We start from the raw sequence: 23,023 nt of genomic DNA, 5'->3' as shown, positions 1-23,023 counted from the left end.
ACGCAACGTTTGGGCTGCGACGAATCGGCGGCAACGCGATCGCATCCGGATCGGCTATGAGAACCCGATGCGATCACGCGGCGGATAGTGCCCCAAATTGAAACCGAAATTTGCCCTGGTCTCCGCGAAGTGAACGCCTGCACTGGCGTGATCGGTACGCTATACTCGTCCCCCAAGTGTCCCGCCTCTTCTCACAGCAAACATCTTCCCGCCTGTACGAGTTCGCCGCATGACTGTTATCGATATCATTGTTTTGATCGTCTACTTTGGCACCATGATCGGCATCGGCTTGTGGGCCATGCGGCGTGTCAAAGGGCAAGAAGATTATTTCATGGGCGGCCGCGGGTTTGGCAAGCTGCTGCAAACCTTCGCCGCCTTTGGTGCCGGAACCGGAGCTCATGAACCGGTGCAAGTCGGCCGGACCGGTTGGACCAGCGGGCTGTCGGGCGTTTGGTCGGCGCTGATGTGGTTGTTCGTGACGCCGATCTATTGGTTCACCGCGGTCTGGTATCGCCGGATGCGGCACCTGACCCTCGGCGATTGGTTTGTCGAACGCTACAACTCCAAAGCCCTCGGCGCCGCGTACACGCTGTTCGCGATCGTCTTCTATATGTTCTACCTGTCGACGATGCTCTCGGCGATCGCCAAGTTTTCGGTGCCGTTGATGGGGGTCGAGACGCTGTGGGGCTATGAACTGAAGTACATTCTGATCCCGACGATCGCGGCGATCGTGATCGTCTACGGCGTGCTGGGCGGATTGACCGCCGCCTATTGGACCGATCTGATCCAAGGCATCTTCATCATCTTGTTGTCGATCCTGTTGATCCCCTTTGGCCTGCTGGCACTGGTGAAACAGTTCGGCGATCCGGCGACGATGGGAATCATGGACGGATTTACGATCCTGCATCAACGCGTTGCCGCCGATAATTTCAGTCTGTTCGCCGGCCCCAGTGCTGGTGAGTTCCCGCCGCAATACATCTTCGCGTTGACATTGCTCGCCCTGGTCGGGATCGTGGTCCAGCCGCACTTCATCGCGACCGGTGGCGGTTCGGCGAAGAGCGAAGATGAGGCTCGGATCGGTCTGGTCGTCGGTAACTTGCTGAAACGCTTGTGCACCGCCGGTTGGGCGTTGACGGCGTTGATCGCCCTGGCGCTGCTGGCAGGCAACGCGGAGATCGCCGCCGATCCGGATCGAGTCTGGGGCGTCGCGGCTCGCGAGATCCTGGGTCCGTTGAACCTCGGTCTGGTTGGGCTGATGCTGGCCTGTTTATTGGCGGCGATGATGAGTTCCGCTGACGCTTATATGATCGTCACCTCGGGTTTGGTCGTCCGCAACGTTTACGCGGCGTACATCGAGCCCGACGCAACCGAAGCGAAATGTGTCGGCGTCGCGCGGATGACCGGCTTGATCATCATCGTAGGCGCGTCGATCGTGGCGATCTATTTCTCGAACGTCTTCGGTCAGTTCAAGATGGCGATCGAGTTGCCGTTGCTGTTTGCCGCTCCGTTCTGGATCGGAATGGTCTGGCGAAGAGCGAACCGAACGGCGGTCTGGATGACGATCAGTTTTGTCGCTGTCGTCTTCTTCATCCTGCCGATCGCCCTGCCGATCGTGAACCCTGCGATGCGCGAAGATCCTTCGCTGACAACGACCACTCAGATCGTGACCACAACCCGCGTTCGCGAAGCGACGCCAGTCGACGTTGCCAAACATGAAGCTTGGGAGACGGCGGTCGCTCAAGCCGAAGAGCGTCACGCGGACGATCCCGAGCGATTGGCCGCCGTGCTGAAATCGATCGGCGCCGCGCCGCCCAAAGCGGAGATCGGGCAACCGATCACGCTAGTCAATAAGACTGGCGGCGCATCGATCTTCTGGAGCGAAGGAGTTGTCCCGATCGGCGATGCGAAACTGGAAACCGTTTCCGAAACCGAAGCGGATGGCGTGAAGACGCTGGTGCAAAAACAGACCGGACCGATGGAGGGGAAAGGCAACTTCAACATCGATTTTATGGTCTACCATCTGCTGGGGATCGATCTCGGCAGCGTCTCTAAAGCGACCCTCGCCTCGCTGCGTCTTCCGCCGCGGGTCGTGATGCCGTTTGTATTCCTGATCGTCGTCAGCTACCTGACCCCACGCGATGACAAAGAGAAGTTGGACCGCTATTACGCCAAGATGAAAACCGAGGTCGATCCCGATCCGGAGAAGGATCGAGCGAAGCTGGAAGCATCGTACGCCGACCCGACACGGTTCGACGATCGTCGGTTGGTGCCTGGTGGCGACATTGAGATCATGCGTCCCGGCCGCAAAGACATCGGCGGATTTGTGCTCTCGATCGCGGTTTGCGCCGCGATCATCGGCCTGTTGGTCTGGGTAGCCCAAATCGGCTCCTAAGCCAAAACACGGGCACGAAACGCAAGCGGATGTTTGATCACTCGCTTGCGTTGCAAATACTAGCACGAAGCGCAAGCGAGTGGTTCTGCATTCGATTACGCTGGAAATACGATCCGAGCACGAAACGCGACCGAGCTGGTTCTCGACCACTCGCTTGCGCTTCGTGCTGGTATGTCACGGACCATGAACGATGGTCGCCTTTCGCTCCGCGAAAGTGCGAGGTGCTGGAACGCACTTTCGCGGAGCGAAAGGCGACCAACGCCCACCCTTACCGCGTGCCCGGCGGGCCGCGCGTTGTACTGCATGGCGCGCGGGGCGTTGCCACCGCGGTTAAACAACCTGCCTTTTCCTTCCTCCCTTCCCCTTCCCTGCCTGGAGTGTGTGCTGCGATGAAACGGATCCCTTGCCCTGCGTGGTTGATGTTGCTGAGTCTCTTCTTATTATCCGGTCCTGTTTCGGCGGATGAGCCAGCGCTGCGCGTCGGCCGGTTCAGCGTCGATGCTTCGCCGCCGGTCGGCAGTCCGTTGGCCTACGATCCGACCATCGGCGTGCAAACGCCTCTTTCGTGCAGCGGCATCGTGCTGCTAGGATCGGGGGAACCGATCGTGTTGTGCGCGATCGATTGGATCGGCGTGGGGAACGATGGGCATCGCGACTTCCGTCGCGCACTCGCCAAAGCTGCCGGGACAACTCCCGATCGCGTGGCGGTGCATGCGTTGCACCAACACGATGCCCCCGCCTGCGATTTCACCGCGGCTCAATTGCTCGCTCAACACGGCGTCACCAAGGTGCGGTACGATTCGCATTTCGCGCAGCAGGTGATCGAACGAGCTGCCAAGGCGGTAGCCGAAGCGACAGCTGACACCACGCCGGTCACGCACCTTGGCGTGGGCGAGGGAGAGATCGAAAAGGTCGCTTCGAACCGCCGCGTCCTCGGCGAGGATGGCAAAGTAAAATACGTTCGCTATTCCGCCACGCGCAACCCCGTGATCCGAGCTGCCCCGGTCGGGACGATCGATCCGATGTTGAAGATGATCAGTTTCTGGAACGGTGAATCGGCCGTGGCAGTGCTGACCTACTACGCCACGCATCCGCAAAGCTACTATCGCACCGGGCTGGCGAATCCCGACTTCCCCGGCATGGCTCGAAACGCTCGCCAGGCCGAGACCGGTGTGCCGCACATCCACTTCAACGGCGCCGGCGGTAACATCGGTGCGGGGAAATGGAACGATGGCTCGAAGGAAAACCGACAGGTGCTGGCCGACCGCGTCGCGGCGGGAATGAAGAAGGCTTGGGAAGCGACCAAGCGAACGCCGATCGCTGCCGCCGACATCGGATGGGAGACCGAATCGGTGCAACTGCCCGTCGGCAAACACCTGCAAGCCGAACCGTTGCAGAAGATCTTGGAGGACACAACGGCCGCAGGCCCGGTACGGCAAGCGGCCGCTAGGAACCTGGTTTGGCTGCGTCGCTGCGAAGCGGGGGATTGGCCGATCGAGATCGCTTGCTTGCGGATCGGCAAGGCGCGAGTGCTACACATGCCGGGCGAACTGTTCGTCGAATACCAGCTGGCAGCTCAGAAGCAACGCCCCGATCTGTTCGTGGCGATGGCCGCTTACGGCGATTACGCCCCCGGCTATATCGGCACCGAGATCGCTTATGGCCAAGGAGGCTACGAGACCAGCGAGCGCGCGTCGCGAGTCGCTCCACAAGTCGAAGGCGTTCTGACAGGTGCGGTCAACCGCTTGTTAGCCGAATAAGCTGATTGTCGCCTTTCGCTCCGCGAAAGTGCGTACACGTCAAGAACTGGTTTAAGGAGAACGCTTGTCAGTCGCCGCACTTTCGCGGAGCGAAAGGCGACCAACGGGGCGTTCGTTATCGCCAGACGGTTCCCTGCTCGGGTCCCCATGGGACGCCTTGAGGTGCAATCGTCTGCAAGATTGTCGCCTTTCGCTCCGCGAAAGTGCGTACGCGTCAAGAACTGGTTTAAGGAGAACGCCTGTCACTCGCCGCACTTTCGCGGAGCGAAAGGCGACCAACGGGCGTTCGCTAGCGCCAGACGGTTCCCTGCTCGGGGCCCCATGGGACGCCTTGAGGTGCAATCGTCTGCAGGATTGTCGCCTTTCGCTCCGCGAAAGTGCGTGCACGTCAAGAACTGGTTTAAGAAGAACGCTTGTCAGTCGCCGCACTTTCGCGGAGCGAAAGGCGACCAACGGGGCGTTCGTTATCGCCAAACGGTTCCTTGCTCGGGGCCCCATGGGACGCCTTGAGGTGCAATCGTCTGCAAGATTGTCGCCTTTCGCTCCGCGAAAGTGCGTGCACGTCAAGAACTGGTTTAAGAAGAACGCTTGTCAGTCGCCGCACTTTCGCGGAGCGAAAGGCGACCAACGGTGCGTTCGTTATCGCCAGACGGTTCCCTGCTCGGGTCCCCATGGGACGCCTTGAGGTGCAATCGTCTGCATCGCTTGCGGGCGAGCGAGGCCGTGATCGCGGATCGATTTCTTGTTGAAGCTTTGTGGCGGTTCGGGATCCGCCACTTCGCCGGCGGCAACTTCTTGGCGTCGTCGCATGTACCATCCGCTGCCGTCAGCTGATGCCAACGTCGCCTGCATCCCTTGGCGTTGCGGGCTTGGTGTGGCGGCGGCGATTTGCGTGACATCGCCCGGTTGCGACATGTTGCCAGCCGGAGCGACGGCGGCGACTTGTGCCACGTCGGCTGCGGCGGGGCCACGGTTCTTCACATACGCGTCGACGGGGCCGCTGCCGCTGGCGACCCAGGCGAGCCAGGTGTCTTGCAGTTCGGACAGGCTCTCGTATCCGTAGTGGCGGCGAACGGCTTGAGTCCATTGGCTGCCTTGCAGCGTTTCGCCGACGAAGTCGACAAACTTGCGGCGGCCGCCTTGTTCGATCAGGAATCGCGAAACCGAAAATCCTTGAGCGTACAGCGGCAGGATATCGCTGGGGTATTCCCGCATCATGAACATCTGGTTCATCGGGATCCCGCGGTTGTTGCTCAAGAACTCGCGAAGCATCTCTTCGTGTCGCTGGCGTTCGCTGTGGTGTTCCACGGTTGTGCTGGCCCCTTCATCGGCCCAGCGTGGCAGCGGTTGGCCGAAGTGCGTCGCCAAGACGGTGTGGGTGACTTCGTGCGGCAACACGCTGTCCATGATTCGGACTTGCGATCCTTGGATCGACATCCGGAAATCGCGGACGCCGCGGCGTGTTGGGGTGTATTCGGTCGCTCCGCCAGCGCCCAGATGCGGTGCGTCTTGCACGCGGATCGGACATGGAGCGGGCCACGGTGGCAATTCGCTGCCCAGCCAATCGATCGCCAATTGGGATCGAAACTGCTCCGCCGCGTCGCCAACCTGCTTGGCAAACTGCGGTGTGCTGGCTTGTACGATGAAGTTCTGCGTTCGGTAGCCGGCGCCGAAAGCGGGTACGGCTAGGAGAGTTGCGACAACGAAGAGACTGCGTAGAAAGCGAGCTTCCATGCTCAAAGACCTCGATCCATCGGGGTTCGGTTTTGGAGAGCGGGGAGTCTACGCGGAGACGCGACCGCGTCCAACGTCATTGTCGGCGAGAATCGTGGCGGCAGCGCTCGTAGTTGCCGCAAGCAAATCGCCCAAACCGTGAAGTTTCCAAGACTTGCGAGTCGGCAAAAAAGATTGAGATTCCCACCAAGAAACCTTCAAGTTGCCGGTGCAAGCATTGCTATCAATTTGCTAGCACGTCACCTATCTGGTGTGGGAAGGGGCGTGCGACGCGCAGCTTTAACTGCTGGAAGGCTGCGTTTGCCGGCGGATCGTCTCAAACAGTTCCGCCGAAACGATCGGCTTGGTGACGTAGTCGTCCATGCCGGCGGCGAGGCACCGCTCGCGATCCCCCTTCATCGCGCTGGCGGTCATCGCGATGATCGGGATGTGCCCGCCGCTGCCTTGTTCTTTCTCGCGAATCATTTCGGCGGCTTGCAGCCCATCGATTTCGGGCATCTGCACATCCATCAGGATCAAATCAAAGCACTCGTGCTCCCAAGCCTGGATCGCTTCGCGGCCATCGGCGGCGACGACCACTTCGTGACCTTGCCGCTTCAACAAACCAATCGCCACGCGTTGGTTGACCAGCCCATCTTCGGCCAGCAGGATTTTCAGCGGAATGCCGTTGGTTTCACCGTCGGTCGCGTCATCGGGCTCGGACGATGTGGATGTCGCACCCGCCCCGCATTGGTCGGCGAAGATGTCGACCAGAGTCTGCAGCAGTTCGGACTGGATCACCGGTTTGGTCATGTAGCGAATCACATCTAACTGTTCGCATCGCTTGGTGTGTCCCGCTTGCGCTGCCGACGAGATCATCACGATCTTTGTGTCGCGGAGCGCGTTGTCGCTACGGCAGCGTTCGATGAAAGCAAACCCATCCATCTCGGGCATCATGTAATCGAGCAGCACCAAATCGAACGGCGGCCCTGCCTGAATCGACTGCTGCAATGCCTCGAGCCCAGCCAGCGGCGAAGCCAACGCGACCGATTCGATCCCCCAACTCTTGAGCATCTCGATAAAGACGCGGCGGTTAGTCGCGTTGTCGTCGACGACGAGAACTCGCAGCGGCCGATCGGGCAGCGAATCGAATCGGGCGACCGGTTGGCGATCTTCCAGCACTTCAAACTCGGCAGTGAAATGGAACGTCGTCCCGGTCCCCACTTCGCTTTCGACCCAGATCTTGCCTCCCGCCAGTTCGACCAATTGCGACGAGATCGTCAGTCCTAGTCCAGTCCCGCCAAATCGCCGCGTGGTCGACGCATCGGCTTGGCTGAACGCTTCGAAGATGTGCCCCAACTTGTCGTCGGGGATGCCGACGCCCGAATCGATCACGCGAGCGTGGATCCGCACCCGGTCGTCGGATCGCGATTCCAAGCCGACGTCGATGATCACTTCGCCGGCGTTTGTGAACTTGATCGCATTGCCGACTAGATTCACGAGGATCTGCCGCAGGCGTCCGGGATCCCCTCGCAACGTATCGGGGATCTCCGGCGCGACCCGGCAAGCAAGCTCCAGGTCCTTTTCAGCCGCTCGGATCGCCAGCGCCTGGCCGGTCAGACCGACGCAATCGCGCAGACTGAACTCGATCTCCTCCAGTTCCAATCGGCCGGCTTCGATCTTTGAAAAATCGAGAATATCGTTCAGCAATCGCAGCAGGGCATCGGCCGAATGCTGGATCATCTTTAAATATTCCCGCTGCTCGCCGCTGAGCTTCGATCCCGCCATTAGATCGCTCATCCCAATGATCCCATTCATCGGCGTGCGGATCTCGTGGCTCATGTTCGCCAGGAACGAACTCTTCGCTTTGTTGGCGTCGCGAGCTTCGTCGCGGGCGACCACCAGTTCGCGGTTCGCCTGTGCCAACTCGCCACTCATCGCATTAAATTGTGCCGCCAGCCCAGCGACTTCGTCTCTGCCGGTGATCGCGACGGTGGTCTGCAGCTCGCCTCGACCGATCGCCTCCGCCGCAGCGGACAATCGATGCAATCGCCGCGACATCGAAATCGCGGTCAGAGTGCCGATCAGCATCGCAACAAGCGTTGCCATCAACGACAGCCAGACGATCCGTTGCCGCAACGTGTCGACCGGGGCGAAGACGATCGATTCAGCTCGCTCGTCCAACACAATCCAGCCGAGCCCGGCGTAATCGGCGAAGCCGCGGGAGATGGCAAAAGCGGAAAGGTAGCGTTCGTCGCTGATCGGGTCGCGTCGGTAGAAGACGCTGCTGTTCGATTTGTCCGCGACGACAAGATGCTCCAGGAATGCGGTGCCATCGGCCAGCGGCTCCAGATCCATATCGCTGGCTCGAATGATCTTCCCCTTGGCGGTGAACAGCACCAAGCGCTCGTCGGGGCTGTGCCGTTGAACGCGAGCGTCGAAGACATCCAACACCGTTTGGATATTCATCACGATCTTGATCACGCCCAGCAATTCGCCCTGCTCATCGTCGATCCGTTGGCAGATGTCGACCGAATAGATCCCCGCGCTCTCGTCGAACCGCACGTCATCGATAAAGACGCCTTCGCGAACCGCGTGCTTCCACCAGTCTTCATCGTCTTGGCGGTAATCGGACGTGCGATTGGTCAGCGCCGCGTTGACGCCCCAGCGATTGGTGATGAAGACCTCGCCGAAGATCAGATACCCGCTTCCCTCGTTCAGCTTTTGCAGTCGCAGGCGGAGATCGCGCGACAGGGCGTTGAGCATCAGCGTCTGCATCAGCTCGGTTTCTTGACTCGCCGGTGCATCGGTCCATTGGCGATCGCGCTGGGCGATCGTTTGCTCCGGCTGGTCGAGTTCGGAAAACTCGCGATTGGAAGCCTGCAACGTCTGCTGAACTAAGCCGCTTTGCGAATAGGCTTTCCAATCGGCCGACCGCGATTGAACGACTCGATCGATCTCATCGATCACCGCGCTGGCTCGCATCAGCGAAGTCGTTTCGATCGCATGCCGCAGACTTCGCTCGCTAACATTAGTTGCGTAGCTGCCGACGATCCAAATCAGCATGGCTGGGATCAACGACGCAAGCAGCAGCTTATGAACGATTCGCATGTTCGTGCACGAGGAGTTAGCCGAAGAGCAGGCGGGCCTCGCGTTTCCGATAACCGCGAACCTGCCAGAATCCGTAGGCAATCACTGTTTCCAGTGTAACCATTCGGTGGGGTGTGGTGCGAATCGAATGCCAATTCGTCGCGGAGCCGCCCGGCAGGCGAACCTTTGTTGCGATACGACGTCGCCCGGGAAACGCGGAAACGCCGCCCGGGCCACCGCTCAGCATTGCCCCCCCGCGACAACAGGACCTCCTTTACCATGTCCGATAGAATGTCCGATCTACTCACAAAATTCGGTCGTCATGGCGAATCGGCGTGGTGGGGCACAGTTGCACGGCGCGGAACGTAACCCTGATCCTGGCCGCCCTGGAAACGATCCTGCGTCAATCGGGCAGCTCGATCGAGCCCGGCGCAGCCCTAGCCGCCGCAGCTCAAGCAAGCGATCCGGCGAACGTCTAACCTGCGCAGCGGCAACTGCGTCGTAGCGTCATTCTTCAGCTCTCCCTTTAACCTACGTTCAGCGATGGAGATGCTGGCCGCTTCGGACGTCGCCAGGCGTCGATTGCTAGGAAGGCCATCCAGGGCGCGAACTCGAGCCAGGTGACGACAAAGTCATAGAATGCGACTCCGGCGTATCGGGTACCGAGGACGGTGGTGTCGGCGTGGTGATAGTCCAGCCAGAATCGCAGGTAGTAGACCAGCACCAGTCCGCTGATCGCCAACCAAGCTCTCCCGCGGGCAAACGGCAGGAAGGGCAGCGCCCAGCTCCAGTACCACGGATTCTGTGTGGGGCACAGCAGCCAGAACCAGGCGAGCGTCAGGAAGACGGTCTCGCAAAACAATGCCCCGTCGGCAGCGGAGGAAGCTCGCCACGCCAGCCCGATTGCGACCAGCAAAAACGCGGCCGCTGTGATCGCTCGCGCGACAAAAAACGGAGCCTCTGCCGCTTCGATGCCCATCGATTGCTGAGCCGTTTCGAGGGCGCTCTCTCGGGCCGCGTCGGGAACGATCGAAAACCAGGCGATGCGATCGGATGGTAGCTCGCTGGTCGGCTTCAGGTTTTCGATCAGGATCAAAAATAGGAAGTCGTTCATTTCCCAGCGTTTCAAAAACGTCGCCACGCCCAGGCTGGGATCGGTCGCCGGTGGGCTGGGAGGTGCGATCGAGATCACCTCGATCGGCTCAGGCATCGAACCGCCGGAGTGCTCCGCGACGAGTGCTACGATCGGTTCAGCAACTTCCGCATCGCGTGGCATCATCGGCCACAATAGCAGCAGCGTTCCAACGGCCAGGACAGCTCCGGGCATCAGCAAATGTCGCCAGCCGAATCTACGGGCGACAACCAACACCATCAGCGGTGCCAGCACGACAGGGTACAACTTGGCACCGATGGCTAGTGCGAGCGTGATCGCGACGCCTGCCAATCCAAGGTCGTTGGGCTTCACCGTCGCAGCGTCTCGTTTTAACAGTCGGACGGCCAGGTAGATCGAGAGCGCTGTGAAGAAGACGGCGATCGCGTCCAAGTGGCCGCTCCCGGCGACCTCTTTCATCAACAGCGGACACCAAGCGTAGATCACGCATAGATCGGCGGATCGCCCGCACGCCCGCAGCAATCCGATCACCACCAGCAGCGTTGCGATGTCGAATCCGATCAGCCACGCCTTCATGATGAAGAGGCGGGCCAGCAGCGACGCACCAGCGGGCGTCGTGATTTCGCTGGCGGCAAAGACAACTTGGCTGGTCGACGGATAAATCGTTGGCAATTCGGGAAAGTGAACGCGAGCCAAGATCTCCGCCAACGGAGGCTCTCGATCCAAGACCGCGATCAATCGCTGCAGTTCGGGATCGTCGGTCGTTGAAAACGCAGCATCCTGAACCTGTTGTGGACTGTATTGATAGGGGCTCACTCCCGCCACCGAGACCGCTCCGTCCCACAGGTACCGATAGATATCGACCTCTTGAATCGGCAGCGAGAAGAGCACCACGATCCGAAACCCAATCGCCGCCACAACTACTAACTTCAGATTCCCCGGACCGGCAGCCACGCTTCGGATCGCGATCAGATAGAGTGCAAACGCGACGGCGAACAGTCCTAAGACAGCAAGGATCGGTCGGTCGACGCCTGCCGCGTGGTAATCGAACTGCCAGCTGAGCCAGGCGATCGCCGCATACAGCCCGATTGAAACGATCGCCAAAACGGCCAGCGATCGCGTTGCGACAGCTGTTCGATCGTGCGGTCGGTCGGCACCATCCATCACATCGATCCCCGTCGCAAACCATAGCGAGCGACTGTGTAGAGGATCTTTGAGCCGGCTTTGATCGTTCCGCTAACCGTTCCGCTGATCTTGCTGGTCCCGACGCGGTTGCGGTAGGGAACTGGAATCTCCAGATAACGCAGATGGGCAAAGATCGCTTTGATCTGCATCTCGATCGTCCAACCGAAGTTCTCGTCGGCCATTTTAAGATCGCACAGCTTGCCGTAGTCGATCGCGCGGAACGGGCCCAGGTCGGTGTAGCGGGCACCAAACAGCAGCCGCATCAAGAAGCAAGCGAGTCGATTGCCGTAGACGCTTTGCGGCGGCATCGCTCCCTTTTCGCGTTCTCCCAGCAGTCGCGACCCGAGCACAAAATCGGCTTGCCCCATGAAGATCGGTGCCACCAACCGCGGCAAAAGATCGGGGTGATCGCTGTAGTCGGCATCCAGAAAGACGACGATGTCGGGAGCCGCACGCCCGTCATTTATCTGTTGTTCAATCGTCGCCAGACCACGCAAGCAAGCCGCTCCATAACCTCGCTGCGACTCGCTGACGACAACCGCTCCGCCCGCTCTGGCGACGTCGGCGGTCCGGTCGGTCGAGCCGTTATCGATCACGATCACTTGGCCGACGTCGGGCAGATCGCCCAGAACCAACGGCAACGATCGCTCTTCGTTCAGCGCGGGGATCACGACGACAACGGATTGCAGATGCGACGAGACGGGATTCGCCGCAGCGCTCACGGCTGCGGATTCGGCTTGATTGATAGCGGTCACCTGGGACATCGTATTGGGGCGACGCATCGAGATCGCGATGCAGATGCTGCAATTTAGTACCGTCTTGCTTCGGAATCTGTGAATTCGCTCACAGGTCCGCCAAATGTCCGTTCTTGCCGAGCTTCAACCGCTTGACCCAACGATCGTGTTCCCCCGTCCACTTTTACAGCCGCCGAATGCCATTCCCGAGAAAAAAACGAATAGAATTCGTAAGGACTGGCAACCGAGACCGTCTACCTTGACGAAAACACACGCATCGACCTGCGTGTTGCCAGCCAATCCTTGTCTCCTGGAAGGAAACCGCGAATGAAGACCACGACGACCGCCGAGGCCCCGTCTTCTGAATCCTCTGTCTACGATCGTTATGCCGCCGCAGCCCATGCCGTCGAACCCGCACTCTGCTGCCCCGTCGAATACAACACCGACCTGCTGGCCGCGATTCCGCAAGAGATCATCGAGCGCGACTACGGCTGTGGCGACCCAACTCCCTACGTTCGTCCCGGCGAGACGGTGCTCGATCTAGGCAGCGGCGGCGGCAAGCTCTGCTACATCGCGTCGCAAGTCGTCGGTCGCGAGGGGCGTGTGATCGGTGTCGACTGCAATCGCGAAATGCTCGACCTGGCTCGCAAGCACACCTCGACAGTCGCCGAGACGATCGGATACGCCAACGTCGATTTCCGTTACGGATTGATCCAAGACCTGGGACTCGACCTCGACCTTTTGGCCAGCGAACTGGCCGAGCACCCGGTCCACGATCCGGCCGGCTACCTTTCGCTGCGTCAGACCGAAGAACGTCTGCGTCGTCAGCACCCGTTGGTCGACGACGATTCCGTCGATTGTGTCCTGTCGAACTGCGTGCTGAACCTAGTCCGCCAACAGGATCGCCGGCCGCTGTTTTCGGAGATCTTCCGCGTCTTGCGTCGCGGCGGACGGGCGGCGATCAGCGATATCGTCAGCGATGAAGATGTCCCCGATCGCTTGCAGCAGGATCCCGAGTTGTGGTCGGGATGTATCACCGGAGCGTTCCGCGAGGACAAGTTCTTGCAGGCGTTTGAAGAAGCCGGATTCCACGGAATCGAGATCGTCAAACGGCAGAGCGAACCGTGGCGGACGGTCGAGGGGATCGAATTTCGATCGGTCACCGTCGTCGCTCACAAGGGCAAGCAAGGACCATGCCTGGAACGCAATCAAGCCGTTGTCTATCGTGGCCCATTCAAAAAGGTCGTCGACGACGACGGCCACACCTACCACCGCGGCCAGCGGATGGCAGTCTGTGACAAAACGTTCCACCTGCTCCAGCGGGCTCCTTATGCCAAGATGTTCGACGCGATCGAGCCGCGAGAATCGATCGCCTTGGAAGATGCCAAAGCGTTCGACTGTCGACGCAACGTTTGTCGCGATCCTCGCGAATCGAAGGGGCTCGATTACGATGCGACCAGCCAGGGGAACGCCAGTAGTTGCAGCGACGAAGAGCCCTGCTGCTAGTGCCCCGTCGCATTGAAGTTTTCGTTTAAACCGCGAGCTTGTCGAGGCTGCACACGCAGCAGAAACGCGGGGCGATGCCCACGCGGTTAAACGAAGTCTCCGTTCATCAACCGTCCGATCCGCAAAGAATCCACACGATGCAATTATCTCTTCTGCGACAACAGAGTGAACTCGCCAACGCCGCTCGGCAACGCGAGGTGCTCGAAGACGAATTCACGCCTCCGCTCCCCTACTTCACCGAAGCGCTGTCGAATAACGGATTGCCGCGACTGACCGCCACCGGGATCGAGGTGCTGCAGATCAATGTCGGCAAACTGTGCAACCAAACCTGCACCCATTGCCACGTCGACGCTGGCCCCGATCGCCGCGAGAGCATGTCGCGAGCGACCGCCGAGGCGATCATCGACGTCTTGGCTCGCCACGATATTCCGACGCTCGACATCACCGGCGGTGCGCCGGAGATGAACCCGAACTTTCGTTGGCTCGTCGAACAGGCGACGTTGCTGGGCCGCCGCGTGATCGACCGCTGTAACCTGACGATCCTGATGGCCAATGGCTATCGCGACCTCCCTGAATTCCTGGCCGAGCACGAGGTGGAAGTCGTCGCGTCGCTTCCCTGTTACCTAGAAGAGAACTGCGACAGCCAGCGGGGCGATGGCGTCTTCAAGCGATCGATCGATGGCCTCCGCCGACTCAACGCCCTCGGCTACGGACAACCCGATTCGCCGCGGACGCTGAACCTGGTCTACAACCCCGTCGGCCCATCGCTTCCGCCATCGCAAGCCGCTCTCGAAGCGACCTACCGCAGCGAATTGAAGTCGCGATACGACATCGTCTTCACGAATCTGCACACGATCACCAACCTGCCGATCAGCCGCTTTCTGGACGATCTGTTGCGGTCGGACCAATTCGACAACTACATGCAAAAGTTGATCGAGTCGTTTAATCCGGTGACTGTCGAAGGCGTGATGTGCCGCACGATGGTCTCGGTCGACTGGCAGGGCCATCTGTTCGATTGCGATTTCAATCAGATGCTCAACATCGGCCTGTCGCCGGAGCAACCGCGGCATATCTCCGATTTCGATTTTGAATCGCTGGCCAGTCGCGGCATCCAGACCGGCCGGCATTGCTTCGGCTGCACCGCCGGCAACGGTTCCAGCTGCCAAGGAGCGGTCGTCAAGATCGGTACCGAAAAGCCTGCCTAGATCTGTGCAAGGCAGCTTGTGCGGATGTTGTGCGGTGGCTCACAGACATCCGCCTCGGGGCGGGGCAAAATTGTTGATTCGTTTCCCCGTCACGCCAACAATATTCGTCCGAGGCCAAACCAACGATGTTTTCCGTAATTCGATTCGCTCTTCTGACCGCCGCGCTCTGCATCCCAATGATCGGATGTGCTCCCAGCACTCCCACGGAAGAACCCACAACCGCTCCCGCGACCGAGACAGCCGACGAGCCCGCGAGCAAGCCCCAAGGTTCCGGCACGTCGTACTAGAAAGTCGACCTCGACAGCGATCGCATCCACCGGCCCGCGTCCCAGTCGCGATTCAGTCGCAAGGCGACGGCATCCAAGAGCCTGGGACGCAAGTCCTGTCAGTTATACGTAAGTCGCAGATAACGGCGAAAGCAAGGGGCAAAAGGGGACACGCACATTCCTGGCACGCCTGGCGCGGGCCGAAGGTCCAGCAATTTGCATAGCCCAGCCTGCAGGGCTGGGTATCAGCCGACGGCGCCCGGTTTCATTTCACAACAGGCGAAGGGGCAACGCCCCGGGGAGTGGTTGTGACAATCGACCGGGCCTTCAGCCCAACCATGTCAATCAACGCCCCTAGAACCCAGGCCGATGGCCTGGGCTATGCAAATGGTCGAGCCTGCGGCCCTAACATGGATGATTGCGATGTGGAACGGTCTGCGACGAACGAAAGACTTCACACTGGCCGGGCAAGCGTTCGGTCGCGACAACTCATCATGCCTTACGTATAACTGACAGGACGCAAGTCCCAGGAATCTAGGCCCCAACATGCTGCGTCAGTCGCGAAGCGACGACATGCGGTTTCCGGTCCAGTGTCATCGCTTCGCGACTGTGCGGCGATCAGTCGCAAAGCGACGGCATCCAAGAGCCTGGGACGCAAGTCCCAGGAATCTGAGCCCCAACCTGCCGCGTCAGTCGCGAAGCGACGGCATGTGTTTTACCCGCAAACGTCGATGGCCAGCTCGCCGCGGCCCGCGCAGCTCACATCAATCGAGACAGGCCGTAGAAACACGCGCCGACGAGGCTCAGGTTCAGCACCACCGTCATCCAAAACACGATCACAAACGATCGCTTGCTCGTCTTGTGACGGAACGTCCGCCGGCCGACCCAACCGCCCGGCCAGCCGCCCAGCAGATCGATCGTGTGCAATCTTCGTTCGCTGATCCGCTGGCGATCCGCCCGCGCCTGCCGCTTGTCCCAGCCGTAGCTCGCGAAACTCAGCAGCGACAAAATCAACATCACCACGGCGTAGATCATCGCCAGCGGACCGATCCCCACTCCGTCGGTCGAATCGTTTTGGGCCAACAGCAGCGAAGTCGTGGTGATTGCGAACCGAGAACCGGTCCCGTCGAGAACGGCGATCGAAAGCAACGGAGCATGAAAAAACATCGGTTCATCCTTGGTCGGGGGTACCGTGCGCGGAGCATCGGTCGGGCGCGGCGGCACGTAGTGTAGCCGCCAACCGAAACGAACATCTACCGCGTTTCGGCGGATCAGCAGTCGGCGGATCCGCCGATTTGGCGAATGGCAACGATCGCTCTCCGATCGACTACAATAGGCCCACCTCCCCCAGCCCGCCAATCGCACGACAACACTCCCCGCGATCGCAGCTTTGCTTTCCCTCCTTAGCCCTCCAGGAAAAACAAGCCATGCCAAAATCCCAACCCACTTCGTTGCCGCCCCACGATCGTCGCCGATTTCTGGCGAGTCTCGGTGCCGCGACCACCGCTGCCGCTTGGCCCTGCCACGGGATCGCTGCGGACGCGACATCCACAAGCGGTTCGCTTTCGATCGGCCACGCCGTCGTCGACACCACGCCGCCGTTGGGAATCGAGCTAGCCGGGTTCCATAAACCGGTTGGACAAGAACGCCGAATCACGGGGATTCGCCAAAAGACAGCCGCCCGAGCGCTGGTGCTGCGAGTGGCCGATCAATCCGTTGCAATCGTCTCGCTCGACATTTTGAGCGTCTCGCCCGGCTTCACACAACAAGTGCAACAGCGGGTCGCAAAACAGACGGGCATCCCGGCTGCCAACGTCCGCGTCTGCGCCACGCACACGCATTCGATGCCCGCGTTTTCTTATCTACGGCAATGGGGAGCCATCCCCGAAGATTACCTGAAAGAGACGTTGGGGCACGTCGTCGATGCCGTCGTCCAGGCGCATCGCGATCTCTCGGCGGCGGAACTGTACGTCGGCAAGAGTTCGGTCGACGGAGGCAACTTCAATCGAACCAGCCCGACCTGGAAGACCGACCAGGAATTCACTGCAGATGCAACCGCCGCGGATCGCTGGCTCGATACGATCCTGCATGTGCTGCGTTTCGAACGAGCCAACAAACCCGACGTGATGTGGTATCACTTTGCCTGCCATCCGGTCTGTTATCGTGATGGCGAAGCCGGCCCCGATTGGCTCGGGCTGGTCGCCGATCAAGTGCAAGCCAAACATGGCGTCACCCCCGGCTTCCTGCAAGGACACGCTGGCGACGTGAACCCTGGGGATGGAGACATCTGGATTGGCGAAGCCGAACCGACGGCGGCGGCGATCGTGCAGGGGATCGACCGCGCGTTGGACGCCAGCGAACGGGTCGACGCCAATGAACTGCGACTGGTCAGCGAACCGTTTGCATTGCCGCTGAACATCGATCTGTTGCAACAGCAACTGGAACTCTATCGCGAGCATCCCGAGCAATGTGCGTCGGGCCAGTGGGTCGATGCCGGCTTTGCCAAAGCCTGGTACGAATCGGCGAAGGATTGGGATTTGCAGCGGACAACGCATGCCACGCCCACGACGGCGCTGCGGCTGGGAGATCTCGGCATCCTGTTCCATTCCAGCGAACTGTACAGTTATTACGGGCTGCAGATCCAACGCGATTCACCGCTAAAAAACACGATCGTTGTCGGTTACACCGACGATCTGATCGGGTATCTCGTCGACCCGCGGGCCTACGAGGCGGGCGAATACGCCGCCGTCACGGTCCCGCGAATCCTCGACCTGCCGCCGTTTAAAACCGCTGCGGCCAGTCAGTTGGCCGACTTTGCCAATCAATTGCTCACGCGAACCACTTAAGGACAACACCCCATGCTGCGGATGTATTTTGGCTGGATCGCGGCGTTCTGGTGCGGAACGCTGCTCGCCCAATCGACGACGAATCAACACGACGCAACGCAAGACAATCCCGTTGCCTATCTCGACGCCTATTCCGATTCCTATTATCCCCACGCCGACTTTGCCAAGTTGACGACGCCGCAATGGGTTGGCGAACCGGGCGTCGAAGCGGTGGTGACGCTGGGGATCGACGACATGCGCGACACCGCGAAATACGAGACCTATCTGAGGCCGATCCTGAACCGGTTGAAACAGATCGATGGTCGCGCGCCGGTTAGCATCATGTCCTGCCAGGTCGACCCCGCCGATCCTCAGCTGCAAGCTTGGCTGGAGGAAGGACTGTCGATCGAAACACACACCGTCGACCATCCCTGTCCGTGCCTGCAAGCGGGCGATTTTGCCAAAGCCAAATCGACCTACGACCGCTGTGTCGACCTGATGTCGTCGATTCCGAACAGCCGTCCTGTCGCGTTCCGCTTTCCTTGCATGGATTCCCAGAACACGCCCAGCCCGCGTGGGTTTGCTGAAATTATTAACAAGACGACGCCTGGTGGCAACTTCCTGCAGGCGAGCACCTCGGTCGTCTGCGTCTTCACGTCACGCGATCCCCAACTGCCACGTTCGCTCACGCTGACCGACGAGGGTGAGGAACGCTTTGGACGCTACATCCCGTTCCCTTCGTTTGTCAACAAAATCGAGAACTACCCTTACCCGTATGTGATCGGGAAGCTGTGTTGGGAATTCCCCTGCACGATTCCCGACGACTGGCAGGCGCAGAACATTCAACAACCGAAGAATCCACGAACCGTCGACGACATGGTCGCCGCGATCGATGCGACGGTGATCAAGCAGGGAATCGCCAACATCGTCTTTCATCCGTACGAATGGATTCGCAGCGAACAGATCGCCGAAGTCGTCGACCGCGTGAACACGAAGTATGGCAAGCGAGTCAAATTCCTGACCTTCAAGGAATGTATCGACCGGATCAATAAGAATCTGCTGGCCGACCAACCGCTCCGCCGCCCCGACGGTGGTGGCGACAATGGAGTCCGGGTCGTCGACCTCAACCGCGATGGCTTCGTCGACGTGATGATCGGCAACGAAGATCGCAAGCTGGCTCGGATTTGGCAGCCGAAAACCGGAGAGTGGCGCGAGCTGGAAAGCCCTGTCCAGTTCACAGCCGCGGGCGAGGCAAAACAGCGCGTCGACCTGGGCGTTCGTTTTGGCCAGCTGTCGAGCGACGCCAGCGTTTCGCTGTTGGTGAACAATGCGAAGGACCAAGCGATCTATCGGGTCAGTGACGACGGAATCGAGCGAAGTCCGCTCCCCGAGCCGCTTGCCGCCGCGAAGACCAGCGTCGACGGTGTCGATCAAGGCGTGCGGATGCGCGACCTCGATCGCGATGGAATCTCCGAAGTCTTGGTTGCCAATGAACAGACGCGGCAGGTCTTCTCGCTGGACGGCGACGGCAACTGGAAATCGGATCCGGTGCCGCTGCCGTTTGCCATCGTCGATGAAACCGGCGGCGACAACGGCTTGCGATTTGTCGACCTTGACAAAGATGGCTACGACGACATGATCGTCTCCAACACGCGCCAGTCGGCGATTCGGTTGTACGACAGTGCGACCGGCGACTTCACCCGCGACGTGGAACCGGCGACCGAGATACCTTTGATCGTCCGAGCCGGCACGAACAACGGAGCTTGGTTTGCCGCCGATCACGTGTGGTTGCAGAACGAAGATACGCACCGCTTGCCCGATGGCGTCGACCGCCGCACGTTTGCCGAGTTGATCGGCAACGCTGATCCGGGGCCGCGGAGTCCCGATTTGTCATGGCGCTCGATTCAAGTTCGCCCCGGCTTTACGGTGGAATTGGTTGCCGCCGAGCCTTTGGTGATGGATCCCGTTGCCTTGGACTGGGGCCCCGACGGCAAGCTGTGGGTCGCGGAGATGGCCGATTATCCGCTGGGGTTGGACGACAAGGGGAAACCGGGAGGCCGCGTCCGCTACCTCGAGGATACCGATGGCGACGGGACTTACGATAAGTCGACACTGTTCTTGGACAACATCCCGTATCCGACCGGCGTGATCGCCTATCGCGACGGCGTGATCGTCAGCGCTGCGCCGACGATTTTCTACGCCGCCGACAGCGACGGCGATGGCACCGCGGACACTCGCACCGAACTCTACCACGGCTTCACTCAAGGCAACCAACAGCACTTGGTCAACGGATTCGAACGCGGCTTGGACAACTGGCTGTATCTGGCCAATGGGGACAGCGGCGGCACGGTTGAATCGAAACAGACCGGCAAAACGATCGACATTCGCGGCCAGGATCTGCGGATCCGGCCCGAGGATGGATCGCTGGACGTGCAAGCTGGCCAGACGCAATTTGGCCGCCACCGCGACGATCACGGCAATTGGTTCGGATGCAACAATTCGGTCCCCGTTCGGCATTACGTGTTTGCTGATCATTATCTGCGACGCAATCCGTTGGTCGCTCCTCCCGCCTCGGGGCGAAATATCGCTCGGCTCGATAACACTCAATTGTTTCCAATCTCGCGCGTGCTGAGTCATTGGTCGGGATACAAACCGCCAGTCGCCGGCAGCGGGCATCAATTCACATCGGCCTGCAGCACGATGGTCTATCGCGACGACCTGTTGGGGCCGGAGTTCCAACAAAACACATTCACTTGTGAACCGGTTCACAATGCAGTCCACCGGCGCCAATTGGTCCCTCAAGGCGTGACTTTTGAGAGCGTTCGTCCGGCGGACGAAGCGGGGATCGAGTTCATGGCTTCCAGCGACAGTTGGTTCCGGCCGTCGACAGTCACCACCGGCCCCGACGGTGCGCTCTGGGTTGCCGACATGTATCGCCTGGTAATCGAACATCCCGAATGGATCGACGACCAACGAGAAAAGGAACTCTTCCTCCGCGCTGGCCACGATCGCGGCCGGATCTATCGGATCTACCCAAGCGACAAGAAACCGCGACCGATTGCCAAATTGGGCCCGATGAGCAGCGAACAACTCGTCGCCCAACTCGCCTCGCCCAACGGCCGCACCCGCGATCTCGCGCAAGCGATCCTGATCGACCGCGCCGATGCCAGCGTCGTTCCGCTGTTGCAAGCGACCGCCAAAACGTCCGAAGCTCCGCTGGCTCGGCTGCATGCGATCTGCACGCTCGACGGCCTTGCTGCCTTAAACGTTGCGACGCTGCAATCCGCCATCGCCGATCCCCATCCAACCGTCCGCCGCCACGCGATTCGATTGTCCGAATCATTCTTGGCGAAAGGGGATGCCGCCAGCGACGAACTGCTCTCGGCGCTGATCGCCTGCGACGCGACCGATCCCCACGTTCGCTTGCAGTTAGCCTATTCGTTGGGCTTCTCGGAATCGCCGCGTGCGACGCAGTTGTTAGCCAAAATCGCTAGCGATTCGGTGAGCGATGGCAACATCCGCGCGGCGGTGATCAGCTCGTTGAGCCCTCAAAACCTGGCCGATTTTCATGCGGCGATCGAACAATATCCGGCAGCAGCAAAAGCGTTCCAGTCGCCGATTTTGCAGATGGCGGTGCGAAGCAAAGATGCCAAGTTTTTGTCGCAGCGCGTGGGCGAGATGATTGCAGCGATCGATGGCAAACCAACAGCGGACCAGCTCGATTCGCTCAGCGGCACGCTGGCGTCGATCCGGCAACAGAACGTTTCGCTCAGCGAAGGCGTTCAATCGCAGATCGATCAGATCGTCCGCGATGCCACGAATTGGGCAACCGATCCCGGCGCCGACGTTCCCCGCCGCGTAGCTGCTATCGAAATGATCGCGTCGCTCGGGAACAGCACCAACAACCTGCTTGGGCTCGTCGATGCGGCAGAGCCGATCGAAGTCCAAGTCGCAGCGTCGCGAGTGCTTGCAGCCAAGCAACCGGCGGAGATTTTGGAACGCCTGGAATCGTTAAGTCCCAGCGTGCGGACGGCGATCCTGGAGACAGTCCTCTCGCGCGAAGCATCGGCACTGATCCTGATCGACGCGCTGCAAACGAAACGCCTGCCGCCGCAAACGCTTGGTGCCAGCCAGCGTCAGCAACTGGCGTCGCACGCCAGCGCGAAAGTCAAAGCGGCAGCGGTCAAGTTGTTCGGCGAATCGAGTTCAGCAGCCGACAAGCAGATGCTGATGAAACAATATCAAACGGCAGCGCCGCAGCATGGCGATGCCTCGCGTGGTGCGGCGATCTTCACCAAGCATTGCGCCGCGTGTCACCGCGTGCGAGAGATTGGCCATCCGATCGGCCCCGATCTGACAAGCCTCAAGGATCGATCTCCCGTTGCGATGCTGACGGCGATCCTCGATCCCAACGCAGCGGTCGAAGACAAGTACCGCGGCTACAGCGTGCTGACGATCGATGGCGTCGCGACCGCTGGGATTATCGCCAACGAATCGAGCACGGCGATCGAATTGCAAATGCAGGAGGGGAAGCGAAAGACGATCCTCCGCGAGGATATCGAACAGATTCAAAACACCGGCACGTCGCTGATGCCCGAAGGTTTTGAAAAACTGATCCCCGTCAATCAGATGAACGATCTGCTCGCCTTCCTGGACGATGTCGGTCCGCCGGCCAAGCAGTTCGACGGTAACCATCCCGCGACGGTTCTGCCGGCTGCCGATGGAAACCTTTCGCTGACGGCGACCGCGAGCCGGATCTACGGCGATCGCTGCGTCTTCGAATCGAAATACAAAAACATCGGCCACTGGGGAAGCCCACGGGATCGCGCCGAGTGGACGTTGGAGGTCGCCGCAGCGGGCAACTATGAAGTCTGGCTGGACTACGCCTGCGCCGACGGCACGGCGGGGAATCGGTTCCAGTTCCGCTGTGGCAACGAAACGCTGACCGGCACCGTCGCCGGCACCGGATCGTGGGACGATTACGAACAGGTGAAAATTGGCACAATCGAATTGCCAGCGTCGACGTTGACCGCCAGCCTGCAAGCGACGGAAGAACTGAAGAAGTGGCTGTTGGATCTGCGAGCGATCACGCTGAAACCTGTTCAGTAGCAGCCTCAGAAATCGGCGGGGATGGTCGTTCAGTCAACCGTTCCGCATAGGCTTCGTTCCAAGCCCCCCGCTGCCTCAAAGCGCTGCAGGCGATCATCTCCGCCGATCGAATGTAGCGATCGGCGGA

General features: G+C 60.2%; 13 protein-coding genes. 8 read left to right on the top strand and 5 right to left on the bottom strand.

Features of this window, described 5'->3' with window-relative positions:
• The first annotated feature begins 229 nt into the window (after positions 1-229).
• Complete coding sequence (locus tag CA51_RS24675) at positions 230-2,392, top strand: sodium:solute symporter family protein (RefSeq protein ID WP_145123769.1); 2,163 nt, start codon at positions 230-232, stop codon at positions 2,390-2,392.
• 389 nt (positions 2,393-2,781) lie between these two features.
• Entirely contained in the window at positions 2,782-4,152 is a 1,371-nt protein-coding gene (locus CA51_RS24670; protein ID WP_145123768.1) for a hypothetical protein, read from the top strand.
• A 639-nt stretch (positions 4,153-4,791) separates the two neighbouring features.
• Here CA51_RS24670 and CA51_RS24665 read toward each other — a convergent pair.
• Entirely contained in the window at positions 4,792-5,886 is a 1,095-nt protein-coding gene (locus CA51_RS24665) for a hypothetical protein (RefSeq protein ID WP_145123767.1), read from the bottom strand.
• 279 nt (positions 5,887-6,165) lie between these two features.
• Positions 6,166-8,976 carry a hybrid sensor histidine kinase/response regulator gene (locus tag CA51_RS24660; RefSeq protein WP_145123766.1) on the bottom strand — a complete coding sequence of 937 codons (2,811 nt, stop codon included), beginning with the start codon at positions 8,974-8,976 and terminating at the stop codon, positions 6,166-6,168.
• A gap of 317 nt (positions 8,977-9,293) precedes the next feature.
• Between CA51_RS24660 and CA51_RS26020 the strand changes: the two genes are divergently transcribed.
• Complete coding sequence (locus CA51_RS26020; RefSeq protein ID WP_197451452.1) at positions 9,294-9,434, top strand: hypothetical protein; 141 nt, start codon at positions 9,294-9,296, stop codon at positions 9,432-9,434.
• A 47-nt stretch (positions 9,435-9,481) separates the two neighbouring features.
• Here CA51_RS26020 and CA51_RS24655 read toward each other — a convergent pair whose 3' ends face one another.
• Together CA51_RS24655 and CA51_RS24650 are read right to left on the bottom strand one after the other, a co-directional pair.
• A complete protein-coding gene (locus tag CA51_RS24655) occupies positions 9,482-11,230 on the bottom strand; it encodes a hypothetical protein (RefSeq protein WP_145123765.1) in 1,749 nt (582 codons plus the stop codon).
• Positions 11,230-12,033, bottom strand: coding sequence for a glycosyltransferase family 2 protein (locus tag CA51_RS24650; protein WP_231745881.1), 804 nt, complete (start codon positions 12,031-12,033; stop codon positions 11,230-11,232). Before CA51_RS24650 ends, CA51_RS24655 begins: the two co-directional genes overlap by 1 nt.
• A 279-nt stretch (positions 12,034-12,312) precedes the next feature.
• Here CA51_RS24650 and CA51_RS24645 point away from each other — a divergent pair, with 279 nt between their 5' ends.
• From CA51_RS24645 to CA51_RS26015, 3 genes are all read left to right on the top strand, one after another.
• On the top strand, positions 12,313-13,491 hold the full coding sequence (locus CA51_RS24645) for a methyltransferase domain-containing protein (RefSeq protein WP_145123764.1): 1,179 nt from the start codon (positions 12,313-12,315) through the stop codon (positions 13,489-13,491).
• A 137-nt stretch (positions 13,492-13,628) separates the two neighbouring features.
• Positions 13,629-14,696: an arsenosugar biosynthesis radical SAM (seleno)protein ArsS gene (gene arsS / locus CA51_RS24640; RefSeq protein ID WP_145123763.1), complete on the top strand. Its 1,068-nt coding sequence runs from the start codon at positions 13,629-13,631 to the stop codon at positions 14,694-14,696.
• 125 nt (positions 14,697-14,821) lie between these two features.
• The gene (locus CA51_RS26015) at positions 14,822-14,983 is read left to right on the top strand and encodes a hypothetical protein (protein ID WP_197451451.1); all 162 of its coding nucleotides are present in this window, start codon (positions 14,822-14,824) and stop codon (positions 14,981-14,983) included.
• 738 nt (positions 14,984-15,721) lie between these two features.
• On the opposite strand, the gene CA51_RS24635 is transcribed toward CA51_RS26015, so the two are convergent.
• Positions 15,722-16,129 carry a DUF1294 domain-containing protein gene (locus tag CA51_RS24635; RefSeq protein ID WP_197451450.1) on the bottom strand — a complete coding sequence of 136 codons (408 nt, stop codon included), beginning with the start codon at positions 16,127-16,129 and terminating at the stop codon, positions 15,722-15,724.
• A 260-nt stretch (positions 16,130-16,389) separates the two neighbouring features.
• Between CA51_RS24635 and CA51_RS24630 the strand changes: the two genes are divergently transcribed.
• Both CA51_RS24630 and CA51_RS24625 read left to right on the top strand, forming a co-directional pair.
• Positions 16,390-17,808, top strand: coding sequence for a neutral/alkaline non-lysosomal ceramidase N-terminal domain-containing protein (locus CA51_RS24630; RefSeq protein ID WP_145123762.1), 1,419 nt, complete (start codon positions 16,390-16,392; stop codon positions 17,806-17,808).
• Between the two features lie 12 nt (positions 17,809-17,820).
• Positions 17,821-22,896, top strand: a complete 5,076-nt coding sequence (locus CA51_RS24625) for a PVC-type heme-binding CxxCH protein (protein ID WP_145123761.1) — start codon at positions 17,821-17,823, stop codon at positions 22,894-22,896.
• Positions 22,897-23,023: the final 127 nt, after the last annotated feature.

It is taken from the genome of Rosistilla oblonga (genome assembly GCF_007751715.1).
GTDB lineage: Bacteria > Planctomycetota > Planctomycetia > Pirellulales > Pirellulaceae > Rosistilla > Rosistilla oblonga.
Note: the sequence above shows the minus strand (reverse complement) of the source record. Positions and strands in the feature narration are given on the sequence as shown.